Raw genomic sequence first — 13265 nt, forward strand, 5'->3', positions numbered from 1 at the left:
GCCAAGCACGGAAACGAGCCCGAGCCCGGAGCCGGGGCCGTAGACGAGGCCGATCCTGGGCCGGGGCCAAGCTCGAAGCCGGGACCGCAGACGAGTCTGGGGCCGAGCACGGGAACGGAAACGAGCCCGACCCCGAGCCCAAGTCCAAAACCGAGTCCGTAAACGAGCCCGAGCCCGAAGGCCCTCACCTATTACAAGATCATCGATCCGTGTCGCCACGTCCCCAACCAGTGTGGGCAGTACAGCCAGGGGCCCGGGCCAAAACCGAGGCTGGGGCTGAACCCGGGCCCGAGCCCGAAACCAGGGACGAGGCCGCCCCCTGGGCCTGAAACAAGCCCGGGACCAAGTCTCGCCGATGCCTGGAACAGGCCGTCTCACATCGATGACGGCTCACCCGCAGGTCACGGCGAGCTCGTCCCCGGCGAGGTCAACCCGGACCACGGCTCCCTCGTCCGCCTCCCCCGACAGGAGCGCGCGGCCGATGCGCGTCTCGACCTCCCTGGCGATGAACCGGCGCAGCGGGCGGGCGCCGTACACGGGGTCGTAGCCCCGCTCGGCGATGTGCCGCAGCGCCGCCTCGGTGACCTCCAGCCGGATGCCCCGCTGGTCGAGGCGGTCGCGTAGCTCGACGAACATCAGGCCGACGATGCGCTCGATCTCCTCGGGGGTGAGCGGCTTGAAGATCACGATGTCGTCGACGCGGTTGAGGAACTCGGGGCGGAAGTGGGAGCGCAGCTCGGCCATGATCCGCTGCTGGGCCTCGGGCTTGATCTCCCCGGTCGACGTGACACCGTCGAGGAGGTAGACGGAGCCGAGGTTGGAGGTCATGATCAAAACGGTGTTGCGGAAGTCGACGGTCCGGCCCTGCGCGTCGGTGAGCCGCCCGTCGTCGAGCACCTGCAGCAGCGTGTTGAAGACGTCGGCGTGCGCCTTCTCCACCTCGTCGAAGAGCACCACGGAGTACGGCTTGCGCCGCACGGCCTCGGTCAGCTGGCCGCCCTCCTCGTACCCGACGTAGCCGGGGGGCGCGCCGACGAGGCGGCTGACCGTGTGCCGCTCCTGGTACTCGCTCATGTCGATGCGGATCATGTTGTCCTCGGTGTCGAAGAGCGCCTCCGCGAGCGCCTTGGCCAGTTCCGTCTTGCCGACGCCCGTCGGCCCCAGGAAGACGAACGACCCGATCGGGCGGCGCGGGTCCTTGATGCCGGAGCGGGCCCGGATGACGGCGTCGGCCACCAGCCGTACCGCCTCGTCCTGGCCGATCACCCGCTCGTGCAGGATCTGGTCGAGCCGCAGGAGCTTCTCGCGCTCGCCCTCGCGCAGCCGGCTCACCGGGATGCCCGTCCACCGGGAGACGATCATCGAGATCTCCTCGTCGGTGACGACCTCGCGCAGCAGGCGTGACGTCCCCTGCTTGGAGTACAGCCGCTCCTCCTCGGCCTCCAGCCGCCGCAGCAGCTCGGGCAGCCTGCCGTGCCGCAGCTCCGCGGCGCGGTTGAGGTCGTAGTCGCGTTCGGCCCGCTCGGCCTCCGCGCGTACCTGCTCGATCTCCACGCGCAGGGCCTGGACGGCGCGCAGGGCGTGCCGCTCGGCCTCCCACTGCGCCCGCATGGCGTCGGCCTGGGCGCGCAGGTCGGCGAGCTCCCTGCGCAGCTCCTCCAGCCGGGCCCCGCTCGCGGAGTCCTCCTCCTTGGCGAGCGCGGCCTCCTCGATCTCCAGGCGCGTCACCCTGCGGGTGAGCTCGTCGAGCTCGGCGGGCATCGAGTCGATCTCCGTACGCAGCATCGCGCACGCCTCGTCCACCAGGTCGATGGCCTTGTCCGGCAGGAAGCGGTCGGAGATGTAGCGGTGGCTCAGCACGACGGCCGCCACCAGCGCGCTGTCCTGGATCTTCACCCCGTGGAAGATCTCCAGGCGTTCGCGCAGGCCGCGCAGGATCGACACGGCGTCCTCGACCGAGGGCTCGTCGACCATCACCGGCTGGAACCGTCGCTCCAGGGCGGCGTCCTTCTCGACGTGTTTGCGGTACTCGACGAGGGTCGTCGCCCCGATCATGTGCAGCTCGCCGCGGGCCAGCATGGGCTTGAGCATGTTGCCCGCGTCCATGGCGCCCTCGGCGGCTCCGGCGCCCACCACGGTGTGCATCTCGTCGACGAAGAGCAGGATCCGCCCCTCGGCGGCCTTGACCTCGTTGAGCACCGCCTTGAGCCGCTCCTCGAACTCGCCCCGGTACTTGGCCCCGGCCACCAGCGAGCCCATGTCGAGGCTGAAGACCGTCTTGCCCTTGAGCCCCTCCGGCACGTCCCCGTGGCTGATCCGCAGGGCGAGTCCCTCCACGATGGCGGTCTTGCCCACACCGGGGTCCCCGACGAGGACGGGGTTGTTCTTCGTCTTGCGGGACAGGATCTGGATGACGCGGCGGATCTCGGCGTCTCGCCCGACGACCGGGTCGAGCTTGCCGGACACGGCGTCCGCCACCAGGTCGCGGCCGTACTTCTCCAGCGCCTCGTACGCCACCTCGGGCATCGCGGACGTCACCCGCTGGTTGCCTCGGATCGCGGTGAGCGCCTTGAGGAAGCCGTCCCTGGTCAGCCCCTGCTCGTGCAGCAGCCGCCCGGAGGCGGTCGAGCTGCCCTCCTCCAGCAGGGCGATGAGCAGGTGCTCCACCGACACGTACTCGTCCCTGAGCCGGTCGGCCTCCCGCTTGGCCGTGTCCAGCAGGCGGGAGAGCCGCTGCGTCACGTAGACCTGGCCGGGCGCGGCACCGGGGCCGCCCACCCGGGGGCGGCGGCCCAGCTCGGCCTCCAGCTCGGCCCTGAGCCGGTCGGTGTCGGCGTTCGCGTACGAGAGCAGGCGGGGGATGAGCCCCTCGGGCTGGTCGAGCAGCGCCAGCAGCAGGTGCTCGCCGTCCACCTCGGTGTGCCCGAAGCGCAGGGCCTTGGTCTGCGCGTCGTGCAGCGCCTCCTGTGACTTCTGCGTCAGCAGGTTCATGTCCACGGCGGGCCTCCGGTGGGTCGGGAACGGCCGCGCTGGGCGGCCTCCAGGTCGGCGATGCGGTCCAGCAGGTCCATGACGAGGCCGAGCGCCGCGTAGTTGATCGAGAGCCCGGCCCGCAGCCGCCGGATCCGCGCCATGGTGAGCAGCTGGGAGGGCGGGAACCACAGGTGCCCGGCGGCGTCGGCCCAGGCGTCGAGCACGCCCAGCGCGACCAGGCGCCGCACCAGCTCGGGGTGGGTTCCCGTCGCCCTGGCGAACGTCTCCAGGTCCAGGCGCGCGGGCCTGGTCAGCTGAAAGGCCTTCCCCGCCTCCCGCGCGGTCTGCCGCGGGGTCTGTCCCGAGGGCTGTCGCGGGGCCTCCTGCCGGGTCTCCCGCGGCTGGGCGGGGCGCGGGCCCGGATGGGACGGCCCGCGCTCCGGGAACGGGTGGATCATCACCGCCTCCTCGGGTCGAACGTGGAGACCGCGGCGAGCTGCTCGAACAGCCGCCGCTCCTCCTCAGACAGCCGCTCCGGGACCATGATCCGCACCTCGGCGTACAGGTCGCCCGGCGTGTCGCGGCGACTGGGCATTCCCCGGCCGCGCAGCCGCAGCCGCCTGCCGCCGGACGTTCCCTGCGGCACCTTGACCTTGGTCTCGCCCCCGGGGGTGTCGACCGCGACGGAGGCGCCGAGCGCCGCCTCCCACGGGGTGACCGGGAGCAGGACGTGGACGTCGCGCCCGTCGAGCCGGTAGCGGGGGTGCGGGGCGATCCTGACGATCAGGTAGAGGTCGCCAGCGGCGGCCCCGTCGCCGCCCCTGCCGCCCTGCCCGGCCAGCCTGACGCGCTGCCCGTCGATGACGCCCGGCGGGATGTCGACCTGCAGCCCGCGCGACCCGACCGTGATGGAGCGGCGCCCGCCCCGGTAGGCCTCCTCGACGGTCAGGACGATCTCGGCCTCCTGGTCGGCACCGGGGATCGGCCCCCAGCTCGCGCCGGACCGGCCCCTCCTGCCGGAGAACAGCCCTTCGAAGAGGTCGCCGAGATCGACCCCCTCCTCGAAGCCTCCGAAGCCCCCGCCTCCGCCTCCGCTGCGGGGACCGGCCCCACGGCTCCTGGCGCGGGCCCACGTCTCGGGGTCCACGTCCTCGGGCACCTGGCGGAACTCCGGCCCGAACGCGTCGTAGCGGCGCCGGGTGTCGGGGTCGGACAGCACGCTGTAGGCCTCGGAGACGTCCTTGAAGCGGTCCTCGGCGGACGGGTCCTTGTTGACGTCGGGGTGGTTGGCCCGCGCCAGCTTGCGGTAGGCGCGCTGGATGTCGTCCTGGCTCGCGCCCCTCCGCACGCCGAGGATCTCGTAGAAGTCCCGGTCGGGGGGCATCATGCCCCCTTGGCCACCACGACCAGCGCGGGCCGCAGCTGCTGTTCGCCGTCCCCGTAGCCGGGCCGCACCACCTTCACGACCGTGCCGTCGGGTACGCCCTCCTGCGGGAGCACACCCACCGCCTCGTGCCTGGCCGGGTCGAACACGGTCCCGGTGTCGTCGCGGCGCGCGTAGCCGAGGCGGGAGAGCACCTCCTGTGCCTGGTCGCGGATCACCCGCAGCCCGTCGGCGACGGAGGCGGGATCGGTCTCCGCGTGCTCCAGCGCGCGGTCCAGGTTGTCCAGCACGGGCAGCCACTCCCTGGCGGCACGGGCCCGCTCCTCGGACTGGGTCCGCACGGCGTCCCTGCTGACGCGCTTGCGCAGGTTGTCGAGGTCGGCGAGAGCGCGCCGCCTGCGGTCCTGGAGGTCGGTCACCAGGGCCTGGAGTTCCACGACACGCTCCTGGAGACCGCCCGGAGCGTCCTGGGCGCCCTGAACGTCCTGGATGTCCTCGTCCGGCCCCCGGTCACGCGCCTCCCCCTGTCCACTCTGGCCACCGCGCCGCGTCTCAGCCCCCTGAGGTCCCTGGGTTCCCTGGGCTTCTTGAGCTCCTTGGGGCCCCTGGACTCCGTGGGCTCCGTGCCGGTCCCCGGAGCCCTGGGTTCCCTGGGTTCCGTGCCGGTTTTGGGGCCGGGCTCGCGCCCCCCTGCCGGTCTCCCGCTCCCGGTCGTACGGCTCCGGGTGGTCGTACGGCTCCCGGTCCGGCGGGGTGTGGCCGCCGCGCGGATCCCTGCCGGTGGGCGGGGAGTGCCGGTCGCGCCCGGGTGTCTCATTCATCGGTCGTGAACTCCGCGTCGATGACGTCGTCGTCCCGGCCGCCCCGCGAGCCGGACGCCCCCGCGCCTCCCGGACCACCCTCGGCCCCCGGGGCGCCGCCGCCCGGGACGCCGGAGCCCGTCGCGCCGAGGCCCTGGTGGACCTGCTGGAGCTCGGAGGTGAGCGAGCGGACCCGGTCGAGCGGGGCCTCCTGCTTGATCGCGTCGCGGGCGTCGTTCACCAGCATCTCGGCCCGCGCCTTCTCGTGGACGGGTACCGACTCGCCCAGCTCCGCCAGGCGGCGCTCCACCTGGTAGGCGGCGCTGTCGAGCTCGTTGCGCGCGTCCACCACCTGCCGCATCCGCTGGTCCTCCTCGCGGTGCCGCTCGGAGTCGGCGACCATCCGCTCGACCTCGCTCATGTCCAGGTTCGAGCTCTCGCTGATCGTGATGCGCTGCTCGGCGCCGGTGTCCTTGTCCTTGGCGGAGACGTTCAGGATCCCGTTGGCGTCGACGTCGAAGGTCACGTCGACCTGCGGCACGCCGCGCGGGGCGGGCCGGATGTTCTCCAGCCGGAACCGGCCCAGGGAGCGGTTGTCGGCGGCGCGCTCGCGCTCGCCCTGCAGCACGACGACGTCCACGGCGCTCTGGTTGTCCTCGGCGGTGCTGAACGTCTCGGAACGGCGGGCCGGAATGGTGGTGTTCCGCTCGATGACCTTCGTCATCACCCCGCCGAGCGTCTCGATGCCGAGGGAGAGCGGGGTCACGTCGAGCAGTACGACGTCCTTCAGCTCGCCCTTGATGACGGCGGCCTGGATCGCGGCGCCCAGCGCCACGACCTCGTCCGGATTGACCGTCATGTTCGGTTCCTTGCCGCCCGTCATGCGGCGTACCAGGTTCTGCACGGCGGGCATCCTGGTCGAACCGCCCACCAGGATCACCTCGTCGATGTCGTCGGCGGTGAGCTTGGCGTCGGCCATGGCCTGCTGTACGGGCCCCCTGCAGCGTTCGAGCAGGTCGGCGGTGATCTCCTCGAAGGTCGAGCGCCTGAGCGTGGTGTTCAGGTGCTTGGGGCCCGAGGCGTCGGCGGTGATGAAGGGCAGGCTGATCTGCGTCTGGGTGACCGCCGACAGCTCGACCTTGGCCTTCTCCGCGGCCTCGAACAGCCGCTGCAGGGCCTGCGGGTCCTGGCGCAGGTCGATGCCGTTGTCCCGCTGGAACTCGTCGGCGAGATGGTCGACGACGCGCCGGTCGAAGTCGTCGCCACCCAGGTGGGAGTCGCCCGCGGTCGCCCGGACCTCCACGACGCCGTCCCCGATGGCGAGGACGCTGACGTCGAAGGTGCCGCCGCCCAGGTCGAAGACGAGCACCGTCTCGCTCTCCTGACGGTCGAGCCCGTAGGCCAGGGCCGCCGCGGTCGGCTCGTTGATGATCCGCAGGACCTCCAGACCGGCGATCTTCCCGGCGTCCTTGGTGGCCTGGCGCTGGGAGTCGTTGAAGTACGCGGGCACGGTGATGACCGCCTCGGTGACCTTCTCCCCCAGGAACTTCGAGGCGTCGTCCACGAGCTTGCGCAGGACGGCCGCGGCGATCTCCTCGGGCGCGTACAGCTTCTCGTTGATCTTGAAGCGGACGGCTCCGTCGGGGCCGGGGACGACGTCGAACGAGACGGCGGTCAGCTCGCTGGAGACCTCCTCGTGGCGGCGGCCGATGAAGCGCTTGGCCGAGTAGATCGTCCCTTTGGGGTTCAGGATCGCCTGGCGGCGGGCCAGCTGCCCGACCAGGCGCTCACCGGTGTCGGTGAACGCCACGACCGACGGCGTCGTTCGCGCCCCCTCGGCGTTGGGGATCACCGTGGGCTTGTCGCCCTCCATGGTGGCGATCACCGAGTTGGTGGTGCCCAGGTCGATTCCGACTGCTTTAGCCATGCTGCCCTCCTATGCGCTGTGGCACCGGCGCTCGCCGGACGGCACCGCCGTCCCACCCGCGACCTCCCGGCGCCCCCGGCCCGGTGGTTCCGCGTCTCGACAAAAACCCCGCGTTCCGAACAAGCCCGGCGTCAAAACCCCGCGTCTCGAACAGGCCCGGCGTCTCGAACAGGCCGGGTGGATCCGGGCGGCCCCGGCGGCGGGCGCGGGACGGCGGCGCGGGCGATTCCACCCGCGCCGCCGTCAGTGCGGGCTCTGTCTGGGGGAGCGGTCAGATCTGTTGGTGCATCTGCTGGGACGTGCCCACGTTGAGCAGCCTGCGCGCCTCGGCGGCGTGCGGGGTCGCGGCCAGCACCTCGTAGCGGTCGGCGACGATCGCGCTCGACGAGAGGAAGTCGCGCTTGCCCCCGGTGAGCGCGTGGCCGACCAGTCCGAAGATCGCTCCGGCGATGGCACCCCAGATCAGGCCCCACAGGACCAGGACGAAGGGGAAGCGTCCGGGGGTGAAGATCGCGAAGAACAGGCCGATCAGCAGTCCGAACCAGGCTCCGGTCGCCGCACCCATCCCCGCGGCGCGAAGATAGGTCAGCCGCCCGAGCACCTGCTCGACGAGCCGGAGACCGACTCCGACGATCATCGTGTGCTCGACCGGGAACTTCTGGTCCGACAACCGGTCCACGGCACGCTGGGCCTCGGCGTAGTTGCCGAAACTCGCCACCGTCTCGTGACCGGTCAAACTGACGTCAGGTCGCATGGCACTTCCCTTCGACGGGCACCCGCGAGATGAATCCGTACCCGACCCACCCTCGCCCCGGGACGACCTCCCCACATCCCCAGACCTGACAGTCCTCGCCGCCGGGCCGTCCGGTCAGTCGGGGACCAGGCCGTGCCGGAAGGCGTACGTCACCGCCTGGGCCCGGTCGCGCAGTCCCGCCTTGGCGAAGAGGTTGTTGATGTGCGTCTTGACCGTCGCCTCGGAGATGAACAGCGCCCCGGCGATCTCCGCGTTGGAGTGGCCCGCCGCTATCAGCCGCAGCACCTCGCTCTCGCGGCGGGTGAGCCCGTCGGGCGGCTCGGGCGCGCGGCGGCTCCCGGTCACCGCCTCGGCCAGCCGCCGCTGGACACCGGGGTCGAACTGGGCCTCGCCCTCGACGACGGTGGCGATGGCCGAGGCCAGGGACTCGGCGTCGGTGTCCTTGGTCAGGTAGCCCCGCGCCCCCGCGGCCAGCGCGGCGAAGACCGACTCGTCGTCGGAGTACGTGGTCAGGACCACCACGTGGATCTCCGGGTGGGCCGCCCTGATCCTGCGGGTCGCCTCCACCCCGTCCATGCGGGGCATCCGCAGGTCCATCAGGACCACGTCGGGTCTGAGGGAGTCGGCGAGCCCGACCGCCTCCCGCCCGTCGGCCGCCGCCCCGACCACCTCGATGCCGGGCAGCAGTCCCAGCAGCAGCACCAGCCCCTCGCGCACCACCGTCTGGTCGTCGACCACCAGCACCCGTACGGTCACCACTGTCTCCCGCGTCCCTCGGACCCACCCCCGCCCGCTCCCCCGTGCGGCGACACCATACGGCACCGCAGACACCGCAGACACCGTACGGCACCGGTGTGAACCGTCCGCGGCGCGGCGCCCACCCCCGCGCCGGCGCCGCGCCGCGGGCGGCTCACGCCGGGACCCGCAGGAGGACCTCGAAGCCCTCCGTGCCCGGCCGCACCGCGAGCGACCCGCCGATCAGCTCGGCCCGCTCGCGCATCCCCACCAGCCCGTATCCCCCTCCCGACGACGCCAGCAGGCCCGGCGGGCCGCCGGTGTCGCGTACCTCCAGCTCGCACCAGCGGCCGACGCGGCGCAGCGCCACCGACACCGCGGCGCCCGGCGCGTGCTTGCGCGCGTTCGTCAGCGCCTCCTGGGCGGTCCTGGCGACCGCCAGCCTGGCCCCCGCCTTCAGCGAGTCGAGGTTCCCCGCCACCGAGACCGCGCAGGGCGAGCCGGTCACCGACCGGAACTCCACCGCCAGCCGCTCCAGCCGCTCGGCCAGCGGAAGCTCCTCCCCGCGCAGCGCGTCGAGCGCCCTGCGGGTCTCCTCCAGCCCCGCCCGCGCCAGCCGCACGGCGCGGTTGACCCTGTCGAGGGCCGCCGCCGGGTCCTCGCCCCGTTCGAGCAGCAGCCGCGCGCCCTCCAGGTGGACGATCTGCGCCGACTGCGAGTGCGCCAGGATGTCGTGGATCTCCCTGGCCAGCCGCGCCCGCTCGGCCAGCACGGCCTCGCCCGCCCGCGCCTCGGCGAGCGCCACGGCCTGTTCCCTGGTCGTCCTCACGTGCCGCATCAGGAAGGTGAAGACGGCGACGTAGGTGAGGCCGGAGGTGTTGCCCAGCACCTCCGCGACCGGCCGCCCGAGCAGGAAGGACAGGGCCGTCGTGCCGACGATGTCCGCCGCGACCAGGTAGACCGCGGGCCAGAGGCGGGTCTTGAACGGCGCGACGAAGATCACGACGTACAGGAAGCCCATGCCGCTGTAGGGGCTGATCGCGTGCAGGGCCAGTCCCCCGGCCAGGGTGGCCGCGAGCAGCCGGGTGTCGTGCCGCCTGTCCCGGCCCAGCAGGACCCACAGGCAGCAGCCGACGGCGACGGCGCCGAACGGGATCAGCCCCAGCAGCCCGGGCCAGCCCATCTCGACCGCGCCGATCACCGGGCCGGAGACGAGGTAGCCCACCAGCACGACGGTGAGTAACCGGCGTACCAGGGGGTGGCGGAGGAACGTCACGACGCCAAGCTATCCGTACCCCCCGGCGGCGAGCCATGGGCCCAGAGGTGGAGATCGCCTCCACCCCGGGCCGCCTCGGCCTCCTCTCCGGGTGGAACCCGCGGACTCCACCCCCGGGACCGTGCGCTCCCACCCGCCCGGGGGGCATCGTCGAGGCCATGTCAGCAATCAGCGTCACCCACCTCGGCAAGTCGTTCGGCGGGGTACGAGCCGTCGACGACCTGTCGTTCACCGTGGAACGGGGAACACTCACGGCCTTCATCGGGCCCAACGGCGCGGGCAAGACCACCACCCTGCGCATGATCCTCGGCCTGGTCACGCCCACCGAGGGCACCGCGACGATCGGCGGCGAGCCCTACCGTGACCTGAAGAACCCCGTCTCCACGGTCGGCGCGATCCTGGAGGCCACGGCCTTCCACCCGGGCCTGAGCGCCCGCACGCACCTGGAGGCGCTCCGCCTCGCCGCCGGGCTGGATCCCGGGCGCGTGGAGCACGTGCTGGAACAGGTCGACCTCACCGCCTCGGCCGGCCGCAAGGTGGGCGGCTTCTCCCTGGGCATGCGCCAGCGGCTCGCCCTGGCCTCCGCCCTCCTGGGGGACCCGGAGATCCTCATCCTCGACGAGCCCGCCAACGGCCTGGACCCGGAGGGCATGCGCTGGCTGCGGGGCTTCCTGCGGGCCTACACCCACCAGGGGCGCACGGTCCTGGTCTCCACCCACGTGCTCGCCGAGATCCGGCACGCCGACCACATGGTCGTCCTGCGGGCCGGGCGCCTCGCCTGGCAGGGCCCGCTCACCCCGGAGACCGACGTGGAGGACCTCTACATGGAGGTGACCACGTGAACAACCTGATCCGCGCCGAACTGCTCAAGGCACGCGCGAACCGCACCACCTGGATCCTGGCCGCCCTGGCGCCCCCGCTGTGCGTGGCCTGGGCGGGGCTGATGGTCTTCCTGATGGGACAGGGCGGTGAGATGCCGCTCGGCCCGCAGATCGAGAACGTCTACAGCATGACCCAGCAGGCCTACATCTTCACCCTGCTGCTCGGCGTGCTCGGCATGGCCGGGGAGAACCGCCACCAGACGATCACCTGGCAGTTCCTGGTCAGCCCGAGGCGGAGCCGGGTGGTGACGGCCAAACTCGCCGCGTACGGGATCGTCGGCCTGCTGATCGCGGCGGTCTCGGCGCTGGTCACGCTGGTGGCGGGCCTGGTCATGCTCGGCCTGGCCGGCTACCCCGCCTGGACCCCCGCGGTGCCCGGGGTCCTGCTCGGCTCGGCGCTCGCGGTCGCCCTGTACGGCCTGCTCGGGGTGGGGCTGGGGGCCCTGATCCGCAACCAGGTCGCGGCGGTGGCGGTGGCCCTGGTCTGGTTCATGTACGCCGACTACCTGCTCGTCAGTTTCCTGCCCGACCTGGGCAGATGGCTGCCGACCGGGGCGGCCCGCTCGCTGAGCGGCATGCCCCTGGGCGGCGAGCTGCTACCCGTCTGGGCGGGCGGACTGCTGTTCGCGGCCTACGTCGCGGCGACCGTGCTCACCGCCCGCGCGCTGACGCTCCGCCGCGACATCACCTGACCTCTCCGTACGAATCAGTACGAACCCGTACGAACCACGTCACGTCACGGCGGCGTCGTACGGCGAGGTCCCGGATTCGCACGCCATGACGTGACCCCGTGGGGGCGCGTCACGCCATGGCGTCGCGGACGGCGGCGTGGGCGGCGTCGCGCATCATGGAGTGCAGCATCGCGTTGGACTCCCGGTCGCTTCGCACCTCGACCATGCGCAGCCCGTCGCCGCGCAGCGCCTTGACCAGCTGGCCGGGCTCGTCCACGAAGGTGTACGGCGTGCCGGTGGCGGCGGCCACGTAGCCCAGGTCCACCCCGTGCGAGGTGCCGAAGACCCGCTCGAAGGGGTCGCGCAGCGCGGCCTGGGGAAGCAGCGAGAAGATCCCGCCGCCGTCGTTGTTCACCACGACCAGGCAGAGGTCGGGGCGGGGCTCGCGGGAGCCGAGGAGCAACCCGTTCTGGTCGTGCAGGAAGGTCAGGTCGCCCATCAGGGCGTAGGAGGGGCCGTTGTGGGCGAGGGCTGCGCCCATCGCGGACGACACCACGCCGTCGATCCCCGCCGCTCCCCGGTTGGCCAGGATCCGCAGGCCCCGCCGGGGACGCATCGCCTGGTCCAGGTCGCGGATCGGCATGGAGGAGCCGGAGAACAGCAGCGACCCGTTGGGCAGCGCGTCCACCAGGTCGCGGGCCAGGCGCGGCTCGCTCAGCCCCGTCCCGTCCAGCACCTCGTCGATCGCGGTCCTGGCCGCCGTCTCGGCGCGGCGCCAGGAGTGCAGCCACGCGTCGTCGCCCGCCGCGACCGGGATCTCCACCACCTGGGCGACCTGGGTGGCCGAGCGGGTCGGGTCGGGCCAGCGGGTCATGTCGGCGGCGACCACGATGTGCTCGCCCGCGTGCCTCAGCCAGTTGAGCAGCGGCCGGGACAGGCCGGGGCGGCCCAGGGTGACCACGACGTCGGGTCGGTGCCGGTCGGCGAACTCGGGGGTGCCGAGGAGGAAGTGGTAGGCCGACATCGCGTGGTCGCCGTAGCGGGCGCCCCCGTTGGGCTCCGACAACACCGGCCACCCGGCCATGCCCGCCGCCGCCACGTATCTGCGCGTGTTGGTCGCGCCGTCGCCGACGACCAGCACGCCCCGCCGGGTCGGCGGCAGGTGCAGCGCCACCGGCGGGGAGGCCACCCTGGCACGGACCCACGGGCCTCCGGCGTCGCCCTCCAGGGACTCGCACCAGGACGGGTCGCCGTCCGGGATCAGCGGCTCGCGGAAGGCCACGTTGAGGTGGACGGGACCGGGGTCGTACGGGCCCAGCGCGCGCTGGTAGGCCCGGCAGACCGTCGACCGCCAGTAGGCGACCTGGCCGGGGCGGTCCTCGGGCACGCCGACCTCGCTGAACCAGCGGACGGCCGTGCCGTACAGCTTGACCTGGTCGACGGTCTGGCTGGCGCCGGTGTCGCGCAGCTCGGGCGGGCGGTCGGCGGTGAGCACCAGCAGCGGCACCCCCGACTCGTGCGCCTCGATGACGGCCGGGTGGAAGTTGGCCGCCGCGGTGCCGGAGGTGCAGATCAGGACGACCGGGCGCCCGCTGCGGCGGGCGAGGCCCACCGCCAGGAAGGAGGCCGAGCGCTCGTCCACCCGCACGTGCAGCCGGATGCGGCTGTCGGCGTGCACGGCGAGGGCGAGCGGCGCCGAGCGCGACCCGGGCGCGAGCACCACGTCCGTGAGACCGCAGCGGGCGAGCTCGTCGACCAGCACCGTCGCGAGCGCGGTCGCGGGGTTCACCGCACCGCCTCCTTAACTCCGCACCCGGGGGTGAGTTCGTCGTGAGGCGCGCGAGAACGACCTCGTCTACGCGGG

The 13265-nt window shown here is 72.7% G+C and carries 11 protein-coding genes; 2 read left to right on the forward strand and 9 right to left on the reverse strand.

The window, feature by feature from the left end; translation table 11 throughout:
• Positions 1-390 precede the first annotated feature (390 nt).
• The 8 genes from clpB to ACW9TB_RS30055 form a co-directional block, all read right to left on the reverse strand.
• Positions 391-2991: an ATP-dependent chaperone ClpB gene (clpB, locus tag ACW9TB_RS30020; protein ID WP_472751447.1), complete on the reverse strand. Its 2601-nt coding sequence runs from the start codon at positions 2989-2991 to the stop codon at positions 391-393.
• A complete protein-coding gene (locus ACW9TB_RS30025; protein ID WP_472751448.1) occupies positions 2988-3431 on the reverse strand; it encodes a chaperone modulator CbpM in 444 nt (147 codons plus the stop codon). The genes clpB and ACW9TB_RS30025 overlap by 4 nt, the downstream gene beginning before the upstream one ends.
• Positions 3431-4357, reverse strand: coding sequence for a DnaJ C-terminal domain-containing protein (locus tag ACW9TB_RS30030; protein ID WP_472751449.1), 927 nt, complete (start codon positions 4355-4357; stop codon positions 3431-3433). The genes ACW9TB_RS30025 and ACW9TB_RS30030 overlap by 1 nt, the downstream gene beginning before the upstream one ends.
• On the reverse strand, positions 4357-5178 hold the full coding sequence (locus ACW9TB_RS30035; RefSeq protein WP_472751450.1) for a nucleotide exchange factor GrpE: 822 nt from the start codon (positions 5176-5178) through the stop codon (positions 4357-4359). Before ACW9TB_RS30035 ends, ACW9TB_RS30030 begins: the two co-directional genes overlap by 1 nt.
• Positions 5171-7084: a molecular chaperone DnaK gene (dnaK, locus tag ACW9TB_RS30040; protein ID WP_472751451.1), complete on the reverse strand. Its 1914-nt coding sequence runs from the start codon at positions 7082-7084 to the stop codon at positions 5171-5173. The genes ACW9TB_RS30035 and dnaK overlap by 8 nt, the downstream gene beginning before the upstream one ends.
• Before the next feature lie 271 nt (positions 7085-7355).
• Entirely contained in the window at positions 7356-7838 is a 483-nt protein-coding gene (locus tag ACW9TB_RS30045) for a YflT domain-containing protein (RefSeq protein ID WP_472751452.1), read from the reverse strand.
• Positions 7839-7952: 114 nt separating this feature from the next.
• A complete protein-coding gene (locus tag ACW9TB_RS30050; protein ID WP_472751453.1) occupies positions 7953-8594 on the reverse strand; it encodes a response regulator in 642 nt (213 codons plus the stop codon).
• Positions 8595-8748: 154 nt separating this feature from the next.
• Complete coding sequence (locus ACW9TB_RS30055) at positions 8749-9849, reverse strand: sensor histidine kinase (protein ID WP_472751454.1); 1101 nt, start codon at positions 9847-9849, stop codon at positions 8749-8751.
• A 158-nt stretch (positions 9850-10007) separates the two neighbouring features.
• Here ACW9TB_RS30055 and ACW9TB_RS30060 point away from each other — a divergent pair, with 158 nt between their 5' ends.
• Positions 10008-10691 carry an ABC transporter ATP-binding protein gene (locus tag ACW9TB_RS30060; protein WP_472751455.1) on the forward strand — a complete coding sequence of 228 codons (684 nt, stop codon included), beginning with the start codon at positions 10008-10010 and terminating at the stop codon, positions 10689-10691.
• The gene (locus ACW9TB_RS30065) at positions 10688-11422 is read left to right on the forward strand and encodes an ABC transporter permease (protein WP_472751456.1); all 735 of its coding nucleotides are present in this window, start codon (positions 10688-10690) and stop codon (positions 11420-11422) included. Before ACW9TB_RS30060 ends, ACW9TB_RS30065 begins: the two co-directional genes overlap by 4 nt.
• Positions 11423-11531: 109 nt before the next feature.
• On the opposite strand, the gene menD is transcribed toward ACW9TB_RS30065, so the two are convergent.
• On the reverse strand, positions 11532-13190 hold the full coding sequence (menD, locus tag ACW9TB_RS30070) for a 2-succinyl-5-enolpyruvyl-6-hydroxy-3-cyclohexene-1-carboxylic-acid synthase (RefSeq protein ID WP_472751457.1): 1659 nt from the start codon (positions 13188-13190) through the stop codon (positions 11532-11534).
• Positions 13191-13265: the final 75 nt, after the last annotated feature.

This window comes from Streptosporangium sp. H13245 (assembly GCF_055690525.1).

What these genes read in the sequence shown, in the direction of transcription:
- clpB (WP_472751447.1), bottom strand. Translation starts at nt 2,991, where the DNA reads ATGAACCTGCTGACGCAGAAGTCACAGGAGGCGCTGCACGACGCGCAG.
- ACW9TB_RS30025 (WP_472751448.1), bottom strand. Translation starts at nt 3,431, where the DNA reads ATGATCCACCCGTTCCCGGAGCGCGGGCCGTCCCATCCGGGCCCGCGC.
- ACW9TB_RS30030 (WP_472751449.1), bottom strand. Translation starts at nt 4,357, where the DNA reads ATGCCCCCCGACCGGGACTTCTACGAGATCCTCGGCGTGCGGAGGGGC.
- ACW9TB_RS30035 (WP_472751450.1), bottom strand. Translation starts at nt 5,178, where the DNA reads ATGAATGAGACACCCGGGCGCGACCGGCACTCCCCGCCCACCGGCAGG.
- dnaK (WP_472751451.1), bottom strand. Translation starts at nt 7,084, where the DNA reads ATGGCTAAAGCAGTCGGAATCGACCTGGGCACCACCAACTCGGTGATC.
- ACW9TB_RS30045 (WP_472751452.1), bottom strand. Translation starts at nt 7,838, where the DNA reads ATGCGACCTGACGTCAGTTTGACCGGTCACGAGACGGTGGCGAGTTTC.
- ACW9TB_RS30060 (WP_472751455.1), top strand. Translation starts at nt 10,008, where the DNA reads ATGTCAGCAATCAGCGTCACCCACCTCGGCAAGTCGTTCGGCGGGGTA.